At 42.6% G+C, this 17,982-nt stretch carries 14 protein-coding genes and 1 tRNA gene; 11 read left to right on the top strand and 4 right to left on the bottom strand.

Going from position 1 to position 17,982, the window contains the following annotated elements; all coding sequences use genetic code 11:
- Nucleotides 1–14: 14 nt before the first annotated feature.
- From BACHE_RS12100 to BACHE_RS12075, 6 genes are all read left to right on the top strand, one after another.
- Complete coding sequence (locus BACHE_RS12100; RefSeq protein WP_013548001.1) at nucleotides 15–1,256, top strand: DegT/DnrJ/EryC1/StrS family aminotransferase; 1,242 nt, start codon at nucleotides 15–17, stop codon at nucleotides 1,254–1,256.
- Between the two features lie 151 nt (nucleotides 1,257–1,407).
- Nucleotides 1,408–3,735, top strand: coding sequence for a transglycosylase domain-containing protein (locus BACHE_RS12095; RefSeq protein ID WP_013548000.1), 2,328 nt, complete (start codon nucleotides 1,408–1,410; stop codon nucleotides 3,733–3,735).
- A gap of 43 nt (nucleotides 3,736–3,778) precedes the next feature.
- Nucleotides 3,779–4,159: a 2-amino-4-hydroxy-6-hydroxymethyldihydropteridine diphosphokinase gene (locus tag BACHE_RS12090; protein ID WP_013547999.1), complete on the top strand. Its 381-nt coding sequence runs from the start codon at nucleotides 3,779–3,781 to the stop codon at nucleotides 4,157–4,159.
- 49 nt (nucleotides 4,160–4,208) lie between these two features.
- A complete protein-coding gene (gene kdsB, locus BACHE_RS12085) occupies nucleotides 4,209–4,967 on the top strand; it encodes a 3-deoxy-manno-octulosonate cytidylyltransferase (RefSeq protein WP_013547998.1) in 759 nt (252 codons plus the stop codon).
- Nucleotides 4,968–4,992: 25 nt separating this feature from the next.
- A complete protein-coding gene (locus BACHE_RS12080) occupies nucleotides 4,993–6,282 on the top strand; it encodes a M16 family metallopeptidase (RefSeq protein WP_013547997.1) in 1,290 nt (429 codons plus the stop codon).
- A 116-nt stretch (nucleotides 6,283–6,398) separates the two neighbouring features.
- Nucleotides 6,399–7,562, top strand: a complete 1,164-nt coding sequence (locus tag BACHE_RS12075) for an MORN repeat-containing protein (protein WP_013547996.1) — start codon at nucleotides 6,399–6,401, stop codon at nucleotides 7,560–7,562.
- A 59-nt stretch (nucleotides 7,563–7,621) separates the two neighbouring features.
- Here BACHE_RS12075 and BACHE_RS12070 read toward each other — a convergent pair whose 3' ends face one another.
- Nucleotides 7,622–8,560 carry a ribose-phosphate pyrophosphokinase gene (locus tag BACHE_RS12070; protein ID WP_013547995.1) on the bottom strand — a complete coding sequence of 313 codons (939 nt, stop codon included), beginning with the start codon at nucleotides 8,558–8,560 and terminating at the stop codon, nucleotides 7,622–7,624.
- A 178-nt stretch (nucleotides 8,561–8,738) separates the two neighbouring features.
- Here BACHE_RS12070 and BACHE_RS12065 point away from each other — a divergent pair, with 178 nt between their 5' ends.
- The 5 genes from BACHE_RS12065 (at nucleotide 8,739) to BACHE_RS12045 (ending at nucleotide 16,876) form a co-directional block, all read left to right on the top strand.
- Nucleotides 8,739–13,031 carry a DUF5113 domain-containing protein gene (locus tag BACHE_RS12065; RefSeq protein ID WP_013547994.1) on the top strand — a complete coding sequence of 1,431 codons (4,293 nt, stop codon included), beginning with the start codon at nucleotides 8,739–8,741 and terminating at the stop codon, nucleotides 13,029–13,031.
- Nucleotides 13,032–13,082: 51 nt separating this feature from the next.
- Nucleotides 13,083–13,811 (top strand): DUF5932 domain-containing protein, encoded by a 729-nt coding sequence (locus BACHE_RS12060; RefSeq protein ID WP_013547993.1) that lies wholly within the window; start codon nucleotides 13,083–13,085, stop codon nucleotides 13,809–13,811.
- A gap of 13 nt (nucleotides 13,812–13,824) precedes the next feature.
- On the top strand, nucleotides 13,825–15,279 hold the full coding sequence (locus BACHE_RS12055) for an AbgT family transporter (RefSeq protein WP_148229847.1): 1,455 nt from the start codon (nucleotides 13,825–13,827) through the stop codon (nucleotides 15,277–15,279).
- 176 nt (nucleotides 15,280–15,455) lie between these two features.
- Nucleotides 15,456–15,529, top strand: a tRNA-Arg gene (locus BACHE_RS12050).
- A gap of 180 nt (nucleotides 15,530–15,709) precedes the next feature.
- Complete coding sequence (locus BACHE_RS12045) at nucleotides 15,710–16,876, top strand: site-specific integrase (protein ID WP_013547991.1); 1,167 nt, start codon at nucleotides 15,710–15,712, stop codon at nucleotides 16,874–16,876.
- 115 nt (nucleotides 16,877–16,991) lie between these two features.
- On the opposite strand, the gene BACHE_RS12040 is transcribed toward BACHE_RS12045, so the two are convergent.
- Genes BACHE_RS12040 through BACHE_RS12030 form a run of 3 tightly spaced genes read right to left on the bottom strand, consistent with a single transcriptional unit; the run spans nucleotide 16,992 to nucleotide 17,802 of the window.
- Nucleotides 16,992–17,291, bottom strand: a complete 300-nt coding sequence (locus BACHE_RS12040; RefSeq protein WP_013547990.1) for a hypothetical protein — start codon at nucleotides 17,289–17,291, stop codon at nucleotides 16,992–16,994.
- Nucleotides 17,288–17,530: a hypothetical protein gene (locus BACHE_RS12035; RefSeq protein ID WP_013547989.1), complete on the bottom strand. Its 243-nt coding sequence runs from the start codon at nucleotides 17,528–17,530 to the stop codon at nucleotides 17,288–17,290. The genes BACHE_RS12040 and BACHE_RS12035 overlap by 4 nt, the downstream gene beginning before the upstream one ends.
- Complete coding sequence (locus tag BACHE_RS12030) at nucleotides 17,527–17,802, bottom strand: hypothetical protein (protein WP_013547988.1); 276 nt, start codon at nucleotides 17,800–17,802, stop codon at nucleotides 17,527–17,529. The genes BACHE_RS12035 and BACHE_RS12030 overlap by 4 nt, the downstream gene beginning before the upstream one ends.
- Between the last annotated feature and the right edge of the window lie 180 nt (nucleotides 17,803–17,982).

Below are 17,982 nucleotides of genomic sequence, written 5' to 3'. Positions count from 1 at the left end.
ATCACATATATTTTATGGATAAGAGAATTTATCTTTGCCTTGCTCACATGAGCGGCAAGGAAATGGGCTTCATACAGGAAGCCTTCGATACGAACTGGGTGGTTCCACTCGGTCCGAACGTGAATGCCTTCGAGCAGGATCTGGAACATTTTGTAGGCCGGAACAAGAAAGTGGTCGCATTGAGTGCCGGTACGGCAGCGGTGCACCTGGCTTTGTTGGCCTGTGGAGTGGGTCAGGGCGATGAGGTGATAGTGCAGAGTTTTACGTTTTGTGCCTCAAGCCATCCGGTAACGTACCTCGGTGCTACCCCCGTATTTGTGGATAGCGAGGAGGATACCTGGAACATGGATCCTGTGCTTCTGGAAACAGCGATTCAAGACCGTATCGGGAAGACGGGCCGGAAGCCAAAAGCGATTGTCCCTGTCTATCTTTATGGCATGCCCGGCAAGATTGACGAGATCCTGGCTGTAGCTGCCAGGTATGACATTCCTGTAATCGAGGATGCCGCCGAGGGCTTTGGCAGTAGGTTTGACGGGCAAGTGTGCGGCACGTTCGGTACATATGGTGTCCTGAGCTTCAACGGTAATAAGATGATAACCACCAGCGGCGGCGGTGCGCTGATTTGTTCCGGTGAGGATGCCAAGAAAGAGATCATGTTCTATGCCACCCAGGCGCGTGAGGCTTACCCCTATTATCAGCATGAACAGATAGGTTATAACTACCGGATGAGTAACATTTGTGCGGGTATCGGTCGTGGCCAGATGACGGTGGCTGATGAGCACATTGCCCATCACAGGCATGTCTGTGGTTTGTACAGGGATTTACTGCAGGATATAGAGGGTATCACCCTGCATGAGAATCCTTCGGAGCGTTATGACAGCAATTACTGGCTGAATACGGTTCTTTTAGATGAGAACCTGCCTGTGAAAGGTGAGGAGGATGCTTACCGCGAGACAGTTCAGGGTGCTGTAGGTGGTGCTGCAGGTGTTACCCACGAGGCACAAAGTGTGCATACCTCTTGCGAACCTAACCGTAATGTGGAAGCCATGCGCCTATGGCTGGATAAGGCGGGTATCGAGAGCCGTCCTTTATGGAAGCCTATGCACTTGCAGCCGGTTTATGCCGATAGTCCAGCCTATGTGAACGGTGTGAGTGAAGCCTTGTTTAAGCGTGGTTTGTGCCTGCCCAGCGGTCCGTGGGTGACGGATGAGGACGTACACTATATTGTGGAAAAGATAAAAGAGTGCATGGCATAGAAAATGCATAGTATCGGCATTATAGCCGTGCAGTGAATGCCTACGCTGAAACTACTTATTATTTGTAAGTGGTTTCAGCGTTTTTTTTATGGCAGATAAAATATAATTCCATACCTTTGCCACATTATTGATTCTTGATTAAAGCTGGAATATGATTAGAAAAATCGTCAAAATCCTTTGGATTTTCATTGCGCTGGTGGCGTTGGTAGGTGTTATTATATTCTTTTCGATAGCCAAAGGCTGGATAGGCTATATGCCCCCGGTAGAAGATTTGGAAAATCCGCATTATAAATTTGCCACAGAGGTGCTGTCTGAAGACGGACAGGTGCTGGGCACGTACTCTTACAGCAAGGAGAATCGTGTGTTCGTGGGATATAATGACTTGTCTGAAAATGCAATAAATGCTTTGATTGCTACGGAGGATGTGCGTTTTGCCGAACATTCGGGAATTGATGTCAAAGCGTTGTTCCGCGCAGTGGTAAAGCGTGGTGTGTTTATGCAGAAAAATGCAGGGGGAGGCAGCACCATTACACAGCAACTCTCCAAACAGCTTTATTCTCCCAGTGCGGACAATGCGGTAGAGCGTCTTTTCCAAAAGCCTATTGAATGGGTAATTGCCGTAAAGCTGGAGCGCTACTACACGAAAGAGGAAATACTTACGATGTACCTCAATAAATTTGATTTTCTGAACAATGCCGTAGGTATCAAGACTGCGGCTTTTACATACTTCGGCTGTGAACCGAGGAATTTAAAGATTGAGGAGGCTGCCACACTGATAGGAATGTGCAAAAATCCTTCACTATATAATCCTGTTCGCTATAATGAACGCTCACGCGGAAGACGCAATGTGGTGCTTGACCAGATGAGGAAAGCCGGATATATCACAGAAGAAGAGTGTGATTCGTTGCAAAAATTACCTCTGAAATTGAAGTATAACCGTGTAGATCATAATGAAGGGTTGGCAACATACTTCCGTGAATATTTGCGTGGTGTGCTGACTGCCAAGAAGCCGGATAAAAGTGATTATCGCGGCTGGCAAATGCAGAAATATTACGAAGATTCACTTGACTGGGAAAATAATCCACTGTATGGATGGTGCGAAAAAAATCACAAGAAAGACGGCAGTAAATACAATCTATATACGGATGGATTGAAAATTTATACGACAATTGATTCTCGTATGCAGAAATATGCGGAAGATGCCGTTACAGAGCATCTGAAGGAGCTACAAGGTTACTTTTTCAATGAAAAGAAAGGGGCCAGAAAGGCGCCTTATTCCAACGCGATAACTCTGGAGCAGGTGAATGGCATTTTGGATCGTGCCATGAAGCAGTCCGATCGCTATCGCTCGATGAAAAATGGTGGAGCTTCCGAGTCAGAAATCAGAAAGGCATTCAATACGCCCGAAGAAATGTCAGTGTTCAGTTGGAATGGTGAAAAGGACACGGTGATGACACCCATGGATTCCATCAGATATTATAAGTTTTATCTGCGTGCCGGATTCATGTCGATGGATCCGCGCAACGGACACGTAAAAGCTTATGTGGGGGGACCTAATCATAACTACTTTAAGTATGACATGGCAATGGTGGGACGTCGGCAAATTGGTTCTACTATGAAGCCTTATGTGTATTCGCTGGCTATGGAGAATGGCTTTTCTCCTTGCGACGAGATGCGGCATGTAGAGTTCCAGGACTTTGATGAAAACGGTACACCTTGGAATCCGCGTAACGATAATAAGAAACGATATGGAGAAATGGTAACACTGAAGTGGGCTTTGGCATATTCGGATAACTGGATTACTGCCCGTTTGATGAGTAAACTGAATCCTTATGAACTGAAACGTTTGGTGCACAACTTCGGTGTCCGTAATCGTGCGATAGTACCTTCCATTTCTCTCTGCCTGGGCCCTTGTGAGGTGTCGGTGGGTGAGATGGTCAGTGCTTATACGGCATTCCCGAATAAGGGAATTCGTACTGCCCCGCTGTTTGTTACTCGTATAGAAGATAACGAAGGTAATGTCTTGGCGACTTTTTCACCCGAAATGCAAGAGGTTATCAGTGTATCCAGTGCTTATAAGATGTTGGTGATGCTGCGTGCAGTCATTAATGAAGGTACAGGTGGACGCGTTCGTCGCTTGGGTGTTAAAGCTGATATGGGAGGTAAGACGGGGACTACCAATGAAAATGCCGACGGCTGGTTCATGGGTTTCACTCCCTCGTTGGTTTCGGGATGTTGGGTCGGTGGTGAAGACCGTGATATTCATTTTGACAGGATGGTTCATGGGCAAGGGGCTTCTATGGCGCTTCCGATCTGGGCTAAATATATGGTGAAAGTTCTTGGAGACAAATCTTTGGGTTATGATGAAAAAGAGACGTTTCAGTTGCCTGAGGGCTTTGACCCGTGCAAGGACAATCCAGAAGGTAGCGACAGCTCAACAGAGGAGTCGCCGGAAGGGCTGGATGATTTATTTAATTAATGAATTATAATTGTGCAAATCACCACCTGTTATTATTTAAGAAATGATTTATACCATCAGCATAGGCAGCAACAAGCATCGGAAAGACAATTTGGCTTTGGCGCGCAGACGATTGTCGGAGTTGTTTCCGGATATTTGTTTTTCGGTGGAAGAAGAAACGGAGCCTTTGTTTCTTCATCATTCATATCTGTTTTCCAATCAGGTGGCGCGTTTTGTTTCCGATTGTCAGGCAAAAGAGATTATTTCTCTGCTGAAAGCTATCGAACGAGAAGCCGGAAGAACTGCCGAAGAAAAAAAACAGGAAATCGTCCGCTTGGATATTGATTTACTTTCATGTGATTCTGTAATATACAAGCCGGAGGATTTGAAGCGTGATTATATAGTACGTGGTCTGAAGCAACTCTCGCCGGACAATTGTGGTTAGACAAATAAATATCTTCCCTCAGGAAACGGGGGCTAAAACAATATTTGAAATGAAGTTTTTAGGAATTATACCTGCCCGTTACGCATCAACGCGTTTTCCGGCCAAACCGTTGGCTGTGTTGGGTGGAAAGACTGTGATACAACGGGTTTATGAGCAAGTGTCTGGCATTTTGGACGACGCTTATGTCGCTACGGACGATGAACGCATTGAGGCTGCGGTAAAGGCTTTCGGCGGAAAAGTGGTGATGACTTCCATAAATCACAAAAGTGGAACTGACCGCTGCTATGAAGCCTATTTAAAAATAGGCGGTCGGTTTGATGTCGTGCTAAATATACAGGGAGATGAACCTTTTATCCGGTTTTCACAGTTACAGGCAATCATGGCTTGTTTTGATGATCCTGCCACTGATATAGCTACATTGGTGAAGCCTTTTGAAGCCGGAGCCGATTTTGATGTTCTGGAAAATATGAATTCTCCGAAAGTGGTGCTGAATAAAAACATGAATGCATTATATTTCAGCCGTTCCATTATTCCTTATCAGCGTAATGCCGAAAAAAGGGATTGGTTGAAGAATCATGTTTATTATAAACATATAGGCTTGTATGCTTATCGTGTAGAGGTGCTGCGAGAAATCACATCTCTTCCTCAGTCTTCACTTGAACTGGCGGAGTCATTGGAACAATTGCGTTGGCTGGAAAACGGCTATACAATCAAAGCCGGAATTACAGAGGTGGAAACTATAGGCATTGATACTCCGCAAGATTTGGAACGTGCGGAAATATTTCTGAAGAGTCAAAGTTCTGAATGATAATTAATCAGATACTTCTTAGAGGATGTTAAATAGAACCATTCAACCCAAAATTCTTGAACCGGAGCAATTGAGCATACAGATGCCTGAACGCATAGTGCTACCCAATGGAATACTCCTGAATATACTCAATGTAGGAGACAGTGAAGTAGTACGTATTGATTTTTTGATAGAAGGAGGAAGATGGCAGCAAACCCAGCCATTGCAGGCTTTGTTTACAAACCGTATGTTGCGCGAAGGTACTCGCCGTTATACGGCTGCTGAAATAGCGGAGAAGCTGGATTATTATGGAGCCTGGCTGGAATTGTCCAGTGCATCGGAACACGCTTATGTCACACTTTACTCACTGAACAAATATTTGCCTGAAACGTTGGAGGTGCTGGAATCTATAATAAAGGAACCGCTATTTCCGGAAAAAGAATTGGGAGTGCTTATTGATAATAATATCCAGCAGTTCACCGTTAATACTTCCAAAGTGGATTTCCTGGCACATCGCGGATTAGTAAAGGCTGTATATGGCGATCAACATCCCTGTGGGCGTCTGGTGCAGGAAGAAGACTATCGCCGTATCAATCCTTCGGTATTGCATGATTTTTATACCCGATACTACCATTCGGATGATTGTACCATTTATTTGTCGGGTAAGGTGACGGATGGATGCATTCGCATGATTGAGACTCTTTTTGGAGACATACCTTTTGGTACGGACTTTCGCAGGCCTGAAAAGAAAAAGCACTTTTCAGTCACTTCTATGGAAAAAAGGATTTTCATAGAGCGTCCCGATACTTTGCAAAGTGCGGTTCGCATGGGAATACTTTCTCTTGGAAACAATCACCCTGATTATTTGAAAGTACGCGTGCTGGTTACTCTGTTCGGAGGCTATTTCGGAAGTCGTCTGATGTCTAATATCCGTGAAGATAAAGGATATACCTATGGCATTTCTGCAGGAATCATACCTTATCCCGGAGAAGGTTTGCTGACAGTCAGTGCTGAAACCACCAATGAGTTTGTAGAACCTCTGATCAGTGAGGTTTATCATGAGATAGACCGTCTGCAGAATGAGTTGGTTTCTGACGCAGAGCTTTCTATGGTGAAGAATTATATGTTAGGGGAGATGTGTCGAAGTTATGAATCGGCATTTTCATTGGCGGATGCATGGATTTTTGCCCAAGCGTCAGGACTGGCGGACTCTTACTTTGCGGATGCTCTGAATGCCATAAAAGAAATTATGCCGGAGGATATCCGGGAACTTGCCGGGCGGCATTTATGCAAAGAGAAATTAAAAGAAGTCGTGTCCGGCAAAAAAATGTCATAAAAAGCGTAAACTACCGTGTTGTTTTAATAGATAAATTGTATCTTTGTGCATACGACGTTGAGAGCAGTGTAACATTTTGCATTGTTTTTATTTAATAATGTAAACTTTAATACCTAATGAAATATCTATATACTGCACTTGTTTTCGCTTTTATCTGTGAAAGCGGAACTGTTGCTCAGGAAAAAAAAAGCGGCTTTTTTGACAAGGTTAAAAGTACATTCTCTTCAGAGATAAACATAGGAACATATACATTTAAAGACGGTAGTGTATATACCGGTGAAATGAGAGGGCGTAAACCTTATGGAAGGGGAAAAACGGTCTTTAAAAATGGTGATGTATATGAGGGGGAGTATGTAAAAGGAAAGCGTGAAGGCTATGGTACTTATATGTTTACTGATGGTGAGAAGTATGAAGGGCAATGGTATCAGGATCAGCAGCATGGCAAAGGCATTTATTACTTCATGAATAATAATCGCTATGACGGTATGTGGTTTCAGGATTACCAACATGGTAAGGGCATAATGTACTATTATAACGGTGATAGCTACGAGGGCGATTGGGAAAATGACAAACGTGAAGGTCAAGGGACATATACTTGGAAAAACGGTTCCAAATACGTAGGCTTTTGGAAAAATGACAAGAAGAATGGTAAAGGGAAGCTGACTTGGAATGACGGAAGTAAGTATGAAGGACAATGGAAAAATGATGTTCGTGATGGCAAAGGCACTTTCGAATATGCCAACGGTGATAAGTATGTAGGAGATTGGGTGGATGATATGCAGCATGGAAAGGGGATTTACTTCTTTCATACAGGCGACCGTTATGAGGGTTCCTATGTACAGGGTGAACGCACCGGAGAAGGCATATACTATCATGCAAGCGGTAATAAATACGTTGGCCAGTTTAGAGATGGCAAACAAGAAGGACATGGTATCTTTACATGGGCAAGCGGCGCCGTATATGATGGTGAGTGGAAAGATAATCAGCGCGACGGACAAGGTGTTTATAAATGGAATGTCGGTGATTCTTATGATGGTGAATGGAAAGATAATAAGTTCAGCGGTCAGGGTACTTTAATATTGACTGACGGAACTAAATATAAAGGCGGATTTGTAAATGGTATGGAAGAAGGCAGTGGAATTCAGGAGGATAAAAATGGTAACCGCTATGAAGGATTCTTTAAACAGGGTAAGAGACACGGTCCTTTTGTAGAAACTGATAAGAATGGGAAAGTGATCCGGAAAGGGACATACAAAATGGGAAAACTTGAAGCCAACTAAAAATAAAAAATAAAATGAAAGGCTGCGCAATCCAAAAATTGCGCAGCCTTCTTTTATTCTTAAATTATATATTGTGAACTGATTGATTCATTATTCATAACTCGCTTGATTGTCTCTGCAAACATATCGGCTATGCTTAGTTGTTTAACTTTGGCACATTTCTTAGAGTAGGGGATGCTGTCGGTGAATACCATCTCCGTTAAACCGGATTCTTGAACACGGAAAGAAGCGGGATCAGACATAACACAATGGCTGGCAATAGCGCGAACAGATTTTGCTCCTGCTTCCAGCATGATGTTTGCTGCTTTGGTAATTGTTCCGGCTGTATCTACAATATCATCAACCAATACAACATTTTTGTCTTGCACGTCACCGATAATCTGCATGGTGGCAACGACATTGGCTTTTTCACGTGTCTTGTTGCATAATACCAATGGTACGCCGAGATATTTGGAGAAAGTGCTGGCACGCTTTGAACCACCAACGTCCGGAGTGGCTATTACCAGGTTTTCTAATTTTAAAGATTCAATATAGGGGAGGAACACTGCTGATGCATAAAGGTGATCCACCGGAATATCGAAGAAGCCCTGAATTTGGTCGGCATGGAGATCCATTGTAATTAAACGGTCGATGCCTGCCACGGAAAGCAAATCGGCAACCAACTTGGCGCCGATGGATACACGAGGCTTGTCTTTTCTGTCCTGACGTGCCCAGCCAAAATACGGGATAACGGCCACGATACTTTTTGCTGACGCTCTTTTGGCTGCATCAATCATTAGCAACAGTTCCATTAAATTGTCAGAATTAGGAAAGGTTGATTGAACCAGGAATACATGCGCGCCACGGATTGATTCCTCATAAGAAACCGCGAACTCACCATCGGCAAAATGGGTGATGTTCATTTTTCCCAGAGGGCAATCAAGGCTGGCGCAGATTTTTTCTGCCAGGTATCTCGAGTTTGTTCCGGAGAATACCATAAAGGGTGCTTTTTCGCTCATTTGTGTAATAGATGTTACCTATTTGTTAATTTGCATGCAAAGGTATGAATTTCCCATTACATAACACAAGACTTATTGTAGAAAAAACATTTTTAGTTCCCGGATTTATTTGTAGCTTTGCTTTGTGAAACCGTATTCTTCAATATTGTCAGCAAGTTTGTTGTGGCTTTGTACAGCAATGATTTCGTGTGTGGGCACAGCTCCCATAAAAGAAGTACGTCTCATTGATTCCTTAAATCAGGTGGCATATACATATCGTTACAAGAATCTGGATTCATCCTATCATGCTGCCTCACGTGCCTATAATGAAGCAGGTCTGTATAAGTCGGGAAAAGCGGAAGCCTGCAATAATTTGGGCTTTTGCGCTTTTATGCACATGGATTTTGAAGGGGCGGTAAAATATCATCAGGAAGTATATGATCTGACTAAAAATGAACTTGAACTCTTTGTTGCCGATATAGGATTGATGAAGATATACCAGCGTACTGCTTCAAACAAAGAGTTTTATGATTTCCGTAACAGTGCATTGCGGCGTATGAAGCGGATAGACGAAGACAATAATCTCTTTGTGGACAAACATGAGCGCTTGCGGCTAAATTATGCCCGGTCGGAGTTTTATATTGTTTCGGCCGTTTACTACTATTATTTGCAACAGCGTCCGGAAGCGGTGGCAAATATCAATAAAGTGCTCGAAAATGAAGCGCTGTCGGCAGATACCAATCAATTGCTATATTATCATTATATAAAGGGGTCTGCAGCCTTGTGTGATGGAGAGACAACAGATGAGCAGCGGTTATGTGAGTTTGATGAGCTTTATACTACCTGGCATCTGGCTTCACGGAAAGGATATCCTTATTTTGAAGGAAACGGGGTACAGGGACTTGCCAATTTAATGGTTTCATCGGATGGTTATGAATTCTTTTTGAATCGGCGTCCGCACGCATTGAAACAGTTGGGAGTTCCGGTTGATTCTCTATTACCGATGCGACTGGGACAATTGGCTTTGCAGAAATTTCGGAAATATAATGATTTGTACCAGATTGCGGGAGCTTATGTTTCTATCGGCAAGTATCTGAATGCGCATGGAAAATACGAAGAGGCTTTGGACACATTGAGAACTGCATTGGAATGTGTGAATGAGCATCATCGTCGTTATTATAATTGTAGTGACAGTATAGACTGGCTGAAAGCTTATGACAGAAAGGATACCATTTGTGCCGAAAAGGCATGGATAGAGCATAAATTGAAAACTGTGCCAGAGTGGATCTCCCGTGTTCGTGAGCAGTTGAGCGTTTCTTATGCCGGATTGGGGATGAAGGAAAAGTCGGATTACAATCGTAATATTTATCTGGACATATTGGAAGACACTCGGCAAGACAAGGAGTTGGAAAGCCGCTATCTGGCATTGGAGAAGGAGGCGACCCAATTGAATGCACTGCTTTTTTTGGTTATCACAGGTCTTATGATGGTAGTTCTGTTCTTTTGGATTTTTAATAAACGCTCTAAAGTGAAGAATAGATTGCACCTGCACCGTCTGCAAGAAATGCTGGACATCTGCCAACAGATAATGTCATCCATTCCGTCGGATGCGGAGATGGAGGAGGAGGTCGTTGATGCCATTCAGACTGCTGTCGCTCCAAAAATGGAAGAATTGTTCGGGATGAAGAATGTGCGTATCGTAAATCGGCAGTTAGTGCTTCCGCAACGGATGAGGAAGGATGAACTGGCAATGATGAAGATTGTAAATCCTTATATACAATGGGCGTTGGATAATGGAATGACTTCCATTTCTTTGGGAGATGAGCGTCGAAGGCTGGAAAAACAACGTTATGTTCATGAACGGCATATTGCCGAAAATAAACGGCAGAATCTGATCAAGAAGTCATGTATGTCCATAGTCAATGGCATTTATCCGTATATAGATCGCATTATAAATGAGGTGCATAAATTGAATGAGAAAGGTTTTATTAACGATGAAAGCATCAAGGAGGGAAAATATCAATATATCGATGAGCTGGTGACGACCATAAATGAGTATAATGATATTTTGGCTTTGTGGATTAAAATGAAACAAGGGGTCTTGAGTCTGAATATTGAAACCTTTGAATTGAACGACCTTTTTGACTTGCTACGTAAGGGTAACCGTGCTTTTGAAATGAAACAGCAGCATTTGGAAATCATTCCAACAGATGCTTGGGTGAAAGCAGATAAAGCCTTGACATTGTTTATGATTAATACCTTGGCAGAAAATGCACGAAAATATACAGGGTGGGGAGGTGTGGTAAAAGTGTATGCCCGTTCGTTTGAGGATTATGTAGAGATTTCCGTAGAAGATAACGGATACGGTCTGTCAGTGGAAGATGTGAGTCGTATTGTCGGTGAAAAAGTGTATGACTCGAAAGATATAGGCATGGATAGTGCCATAGATCAAGAAGAATTGCGTAAAAATAAGGGAAGTGGTTTCGGACTGATGAATTGCAGAGGAATCATAGAAAAGTATCGGAAAACGAGCGATTTGTTTAAAATATGTCTTTTCGATGTGGAAAGTGTATTGGGGAAGGGAAGTCGTTTTTACTTCCGTTTGCCGAAAGGAGTTCGTAATGTGCTGACTGTTTTGTGTCTGGTATTGTCTTTGGGGCTGTCATCTTGTGGTAAAACGGTAGAAAACACTACCGGTGTGATGGCTTCTGACTCTGTGGTATCGGCCGAACGAAATGAGTATGAAACTCTGTTGGATATCGCTTCAGACTTTGCCAATAATGCTTATTATAGCAATATAGAGGGAAATTATGAACAGGCTTTGCTATTTGCGGATTCTGCTATATACTATCTGAATGCACATTATGAAAAATATGCTCTTTCTCCTCATCGTTTTATGACGCTGACAGGTGACGGGCCTTCTGCCGAACTGGATTGGTGGAATGAGATGTTTAACTCTGATTTTCACGTTATTCTCGACATCCGAAATGAGGCTGCTGTCGCATTTTTGGCTTTGAAGCAATGGAATGATTATAGTTATAACAATGCTGCTTATACTACTTTGTACAAGCTGCTGGGGGAAGATCAATCGTTGGAAGAGTATTGCCGTTTATTGGAGCGCTCCACTAATAACAAGCTGGTGGGGATTCTGTTGGGTATCATTCTGCTTTTTGTGCTTTTGCTGGGGTATTATATTCTTTATATTCGGAAACGGTTAGTGAACAGGTGGAATCTGGAGCAGGTTTTGGAAATCAACAAGCAGGTGTCCGGTGCTTCTTTGCCGCCGGTTTCCGACACGGATGAAGCGTGTCAACGTGAGGAGGATATTTTGAAATATATTCCACAACAGATAGTAAATTCTGCTTTTGATGCGGTGAATGAACTGCTGAGCATAGATCGGCTGGGTATTGCTGTATATAATGAGGATATGTGTCGGTTGGAGTACGCATCCAACCCTCCTGAGGAACAATTGGAGGCAGAACCGTATAGGAAAGGATTTGTGCAATGTTGTTTTGAAAAACAGGCGTATTTGGCAGAAAACGGAAGGCAGGCTCTACCTCTTGTGGTGGAGGCGGGCAGCGCCTCGTTTTGTGTAGGCGTTTTGTATTTGGAACGCAGGGAAGGTACGGAGCAGGAGAGTGACCGTCTGCTTTTGGAATTGACAGCACGTTACGTGGCTGCCGTCATATTCAATTCAGTAGTGAGACTGGCCACTAAATATAGGGACATCGAAGCGGCACAAGATGAAGTGCGGCGTGCTTCCAGAGGGGACAGCCTGCTACATGTGCAAAATATGGTTCTTGACAATTGTCTTTCCACCATAAAGCATGAGACTGCCTATTATCCGAACAAAATAAAACAATTGATTGGTAAATTGCGTTCGGGGCAGTTTGCGGCAGTTGAAGAACAGGAAACTGTGGCGGCTATCGGTGAATTGATAGAGTATTACAAAGGCATATTTACAATACTCAGTTCCTGTGCATCCCGCCAGTTGGAAGAAGTGACTTTCAGGCGTACCATTGTTCCGGTATCGGAACTGATGAATGCTGCAGAAAAGTATTTCCGTAAAAGGAATAAGGATAACAGGCAGAGGGTTTTGCTCCGGACTGAAGGATTGGATGAATCGGTCATCGGTGATTTGAACCAGTTGAATTTCCTATTGGAGAATTTGATAGACGAAGCGCTTTCTGTTTCTGCCGAAGGAGAGATATCACTTAGTGCTGCAGTAGATGGGGCATATATACGCTTTTTATTCACAGACACGCGGAGGGAAAAGACACGTGAAGAATTAAATCAACTGTTCTATCCCAATCTTGCGCGTATGATAACCAGTGAAAAGGGAGAGCTGCATGGAACAGAATATCTGGTTTGCAAGCAAATCATTCGCGAACATGATGAATTTGCCGGTTGCCGGGGTTGTCGCATAAATGCAGAGCCTGACGAGAATGGGGGATATACCGTATATTTTACTATTCCGAGAAAAAGAAAGTAGTGAGGTGATTCATTTCTTATTTTTTTAGTTCGTTATTTATAATAGTATAATATGGAAAGAAAGAAATTTAAAGTAATCATTGTCGAAGATGTCAAACTTGAATTGAAAGGTACGGAAGAAATTTTTCGCCATGAAATACCGGCTGCTGAAGTTATCGGTACAGCCATGACAGAACAGGAGTTCTGGCCGCTGATAGAGACCGAGGTTCCCGATCTTGTATTGCTTGATTTGGGCTTAGGAGGCTCTACTACAGTCGGAGTGGACATTTGTCATAATATATGCAAGCGCTATCCCGGTGTACACGTACTAATATTTACCGGTGAGATATTGAACGAGAAATTGTGGGTGGATATACTTGATGCCGGTGCTGACGGAATTATTCTGAAGACAGGCGAATTACTGACTAAAACAGATGTACAAGCGGTGATGGATGGAAAAAAACTTGTATTCAATTATCCTATTCTCGAAAAAATTGTGGAGCGTTTCCGGAAATCTGTATTGAATGACGCCAAACGCCAAGAAGCCATAATCTGCTATGATATAGATGAATATGATGAGCGTTTTCTGCGTCACCTTGCTTTGGGATATACCAAGGATATGATTGCTAATCTCAAGGGGATGCCTTTTGGAGTAAAGTCATTGGAAAAGCGCCAGAATGATTTGGTGGGACGTCTCTTTTCCGTGGGTGAACGGGTAGGGGTGAATGCCACGCGTTTGGTGGTACGTGCTCTGGAACTGCGTATTCTGGATATTGACCGTTTGGAAGCTGATGAGGAATAACTATTGGAATCCTATGAAGAATAAATGGTTTATGCCTCACCCGGCTACAATGTTCTGCCTGTTCACTTTGGCAGTAATCTTTTTGTCATGGATATTCGATGTTTATGGTCTGAGTGTGTTGCGGCCTGAAACGGGAGAAGAAATACGTGTCCAAAGTTTGCTGAGTCCTGAAGGTATTCGTTGGCTGCTAAGACATGCAATAACGAATTTCACAGGTTTTGCTCCATTGGGGATGGTCATTGTAGCGATGTTCGGTATCGGCATAGCACAACATTCGGGCTTTATCGATGCTTGCATCCGTTGTAGAGTACGTGAAAACAGGCATCCGCAGCGTATTATACTATGGGTAATCACTTTGGGGCTACTATCCAATATAGTGGGAGATGCGGGGTACATCATTTTGCTGCCTATCGCTGCAACATTGTTTCATTCGGTCGGATTGCACCCCGTCGGCGGAATAATAACAGCCTACGTTTCTGTATCATGCGGATATAGTGCCAACATTCTTCTGAGCACTTTAGATCCGATGATTGCAGCGACGACACAGGAAGCTGCCGATATGGCAAATATTGCTCCAGGCCAGACAGGACCTTTGTGCAACTATTATTTCTTTTGTGTATCTACTTTTTTATTGGGTTATATCATTTACCATATCACTCGTAGAAGTTTGTTGCCATTATTGGGTGAATATGAAGGAGATGTCCGTTTTATCGGTTATAAGCAGTTATCCCGTAAAGAACGAAGGTCTATGATGAACGCACTTCTGATTGGTTTGTTGTATATGGTGATAATATTGTGGGCTACTTTTTCTTCTTGGGGAATATTGAAAGGGGTTAATGGCGGATTGATTCGTTCTCCGTTTATGGTCGGGATTCTTTTCTTACTTTCTTTTGGCATCGGATTGATGGGAATGGTGTATGGTTTTGCATCCGGGCGCTATAGGACTGATGGAGATGTAATAGAAGGGTTGACTCAACCAATGAAATTGTTGAGTGTTTATTTTGTCATAGCCTTTTTTGCTTCACAGATGTTTGCTTGTTTTGAATACTCCCATTTGGATAAGTGCATAGCAATTATCGGGGCAGATTTGCTTTCTTCTGTCCGCTTGGATAGCTTGTGGATATTGATTCTATTTATATTATTTACAGCTCTTGTAAATCTTATTATGGTTTCTGCAACCTCCAAATGGGCTTTTATGTCTTTTATCTTTGTTCCTGTATTAGCTGGTATGGGCATTTCTCCGGAAATGACACAGTGTGCTTTCCGTATTGGTGACAGTGCAACGAATGCCATCACTCCTTTTATGTTTTATATGCCTCTTGTGCTGACTTATATGCAACAGTATGATAAAAAATCCACCTACGGGTCTTTGCTTAAATATACTTGGAGATATTCTGTATCAATTCTTTTGTCATGGACTCTCTTATTGTTTTTTTGGTATATTAGTGATTTTCCATTAGGATTATAATGATAAGCGGTAATTCATTTTACTCCTCCTCATTGCTTTCAGGCCATTTTTACTGATAACAAATTATTACTTTTATTATATTAACGTCATTTTTTATTTAGAAGTAATCTACTTTTTTAGATACAAAAATTTGGAGATTTCATAAAAATACGTACCTTTGCACCGCAATTAAGGATGGTTCCGTAGCTCAGCTGGATAGAGCAACGCCCTTCTAAGGCGTGGGTCTTGCGTTCGAATCGCAACGGAATCACAACGAAAAGGCAAGTAGTCGATAAAAAGACTGCTTGCCTTTCGTTGTTTAGCTGTATATCAATAATTTACTACCTTACCTTTTTCAGAAGAATTTGTGCAAAAAGTAGGTAACATAGCAGAAACACAGCTTTCTGTGACCTTATTTTTCCAATGGGTAGAAATAATTTAGAAAACAAAAATGAGTACGGTAAGAGTCATTCAAAACAAGCAGAGATTGACCAAAGAAGGCAATGCTCCGCTATATATAACCTTTTATATCGGCAAGGAAAAGTTGATGCTCCCCTGCAAAGTATCTGTACCCGTTACTAAGTTTGATGAGAAAAGCGGGCTTCTCAAAGGGAACAGCAAAGAGGCAAAGGATATAAACCTCATTGTGAACAATCAAAAGGCACGTGTCAACGACATATTAGTAAAGTTCCGGTTGAGGAACCAGGCTCTGACGAAAGATATTTTCATGAGAGAGTATAACAATCCGAGCGATTACAAAACCTTCCATGATTTCGTGAAGGAGTATATGAAGAGCTACAGCCGACGCATAGAAATGGGGACATTCAAGCATCATTTGAGTTGCATGAAAAAGTTCAAGGCGTATAATGAATTGTTACAGTTCCGGGAGCTTACTCCGGATTACTTGTCCGACTACCTGATTTATATGAAAAAAGAGCTCGGAAACACGGAGATAACCGCACAACGCAATATGTCCACAATCAAGATATACGTCACCGCAGCCTACAGAAAGGGTTATATAGAAGAAAATCCCTTTCAGGAGTTTCATATCAAAAGGATAAAGAGCGATGTAGATTATTTGACGGAAGAAGAATTGATGCAATTTGTGCATTTATACTATCAGAGAACATTACCGGAAAAGCTTCAGCTAACTTTGGCTTTCTTTCTTTTCATGTGTTTCACGAGCATGCATATTACGGATGCACGTATGCTCTGTATCGAGCAAGTGAACAATAACGTATTAACCTATTATCGTGTCAAGAACCGGAATTGCAAACCGGAACCCATTAAAATACCAATGCCGATACCAGCCTTAAAACTTCTGGAAGAGTGGGCTGAAGATAGAGAAGAAGGACGTCTCTTTAGGAATGTACAATGCGATCAAGTTGTCAACCGACAACTGAAAGCTATCGCCAAAGAGCTGGGAATTAACAAAAAAATATCGGCCAAAACGGGAAGACATACGTTTGCGACAATTTATCTCCGAAAAACGAAAGATTTGTCCAGCCTGCAAAAATTGCTTGGACACAGTAATATCCGGGAAACGATGATTTATGCGCACGTTATGGATGAGAGTAAGCGAGAAGGTATGCAATGTTTCAATAGCTTCACCCTATAATAGAGACTAAAAATCGTGCAATCGTGCGGATAATTCATAATGTGTTAGCTATCAAAGAAACGCGGTTGCACCGATTTGTACAAGTTCGTACAAAAGAAGGTGCAGCCGCACGAATTTATGATTTCTCGTACATCACCCAGTAAGGCTGTCCTGCCAGATATTCCACATGATACCGCGCATCTGTCAGTTGCCTGGCCAGCTCCATCGGAGCGACATTGACGATGTTCGACAGTTCATATACCAGTTCAGTAGTAGTCTTATAACATTTCTGAGAAGTAGCGCCAATAGGTGAATAGTTATGACCTATAAATTCGGCTATGGCTTTTTGCCGTTCGGCTTGCTGCTTCTTCAATTCGTCCTGCTTGTTCGGATCTTCCTCGCCCTGATAAGAACGGAATCCTATGGGCTTTCTCATTGTTCACCTCCTTCCTCTTCTGGAATCAAACTTTTTATCATGGATGACACTATGCGCAAATCACTTATTACGGATATAACCTCATCAGCACTAACTTCATTGTCAACCTTTAAATCCAGGATTAATCCGGTAGCCCTATCTATGGAATTGCAAAAAGCACAAGCACCGCCATTCTGCAAGATCGAGATAGTTTGGCTGATGGGGGGCGTTAATACGATATTGGTGATTTCAGTATTCATTCCTCACCTCCTTTCCGGCATTTCTTTGCTTTGTAAATGCACAATGCAGTAACCGCAAACAAAGGCGGGAATACCAAGCTGGCGCACGTCCAGCCGATGGCACGGAAATACCATCTGTCTGCTTCGGTCTTGATATCGCAGTCGGAAGTCAGAGCGCGATAATACTTGCGCTGGAGGTTGTTCACTTGCCCGGTGAGGGCATTGACGGTCTCGAATACATTGACCTCTGTGGGTTGTGGTGCATACAATGCACTTTGTTCTTGTTTTGTCATAATGAAACGCTATTTAAATAAAACAATATATTGAATAATGCAATAATCCTATGAAAGACGGGAAGGAAACTTTCTCCAAAAATCAGAAAACTTATCAAAAAAGAAAGTTCCGCTTTCCCGTTGCGTTTCACCTTGACAAGGCAGTGGGTGCATTAACACTCCACACGGGGGTCGGAACTA

The organism is Bacteroides helcogenes P 36-108 (assembly GCF_000186225.1).
Lineage (GTDB): Bacteria > Bacteroidota > Bacteroidia > Bacteroidales > Bacteroidaceae > Bacteroides > Bacteroides helcogenes.
This window is presented reverse-complemented; position numbering and strand designations above follow the sequence as displayed.

Excerpts from the sequence above, each read along its gene's own strand:
- BACHE_RS12100 (WP_013548001.1), top strand. The coding sequence starts at position 15 with ATGGATAAGAGAATTTATCTTTGCCTTGCTCACATGAGCGGCAAGGAA.
- BACHE_RS12095 (WP_013548000.1), top strand. The coding sequence starts at position 1,408 with ATGATTAGAAAAATCGTCAAAATCCTTTGGATTTTCATTGCGCTGGTG.
- BACHE_RS12090 (WP_013547999.1), top strand. The coding sequence starts at position 3,779 with ATGATTTATACCATCAGCATAGGCAGCAACAAGCATCGGAAAGACAAT.
- kdsB (WP_013547998.1), top strand. The coding sequence starts at position 4,209 with ATGAAGTTTTTAGGAATTATACCTGCCCGTTACGCATCAACGCGTTTT.
- BACHE_RS12080 (WP_013547997.1), top strand. The coding sequence starts at position 4,993 with ATGTTAAATAGAACCATTCAACCCAAAATTCTTGAACCGGAGCAATTG.
- BACHE_RS12075 (WP_013547996.1), top strand. The coding sequence starts at position 6,399 with ATGAAATATCTATATACTGCACTTGTTTTCGCTTTTATCTGTGAAAGC.
- BACHE_RS12070 (WP_013547995.1), bottom strand. The coding sequence starts at position 8,560 with ATGAGCGAAAAAGCACCCTTTATGGTATTCTCCGGAACAAACTCGAGA.
- BACHE_RS12065 (WP_013547994.1), top strand. The coding sequence starts at position 8,739 with ATGATTTCGTGTGTGGGCACAGCTCCCATAAAAGAAGTACGTCTCATT.
- BACHE_RS12060 (WP_013547993.1), top strand. The coding sequence starts at position 13,083 with ATGGAAAGAAAGAAATTTAAAGTAATCATTGTCGAAGATGTCAAACTT.
- BACHE_RS12055 (WP_148229847.1), top strand. The coding sequence starts at position 13,825 with ATGAAGAATAAATGGTTTATGCCTCACCCGGCTACAATGTTCTGCCTG.
- BACHE_RS12045 (WP_013547991.1), top strand. The coding sequence starts at position 15,710 with ATGAGTACGGTAAGAGTCATTCAAAACAAGCAGAGATTGACCAAAGAA.
- BACHE_RS12040 (WP_013547990.1), bottom strand. The coding sequence starts at position 17,291 with ATGAGAAAGCCCATAGGATTCCGTTCTTATCAGGGCGAGGAAGATCCG.
- BACHE_RS12035 (WP_013547989.1), bottom strand. The coding sequence starts at position 17,530 with ATGAATACTGAAATCACCAATATCGTATTAACGCCCCCCATCAGCCAA.
- BACHE_RS12030 (WP_013547988.1), bottom strand. The coding sequence starts at position 17,802 with ATGACAAAACAAGAACAAAGTGCATTGTATGCACCACAACCCACAGAG.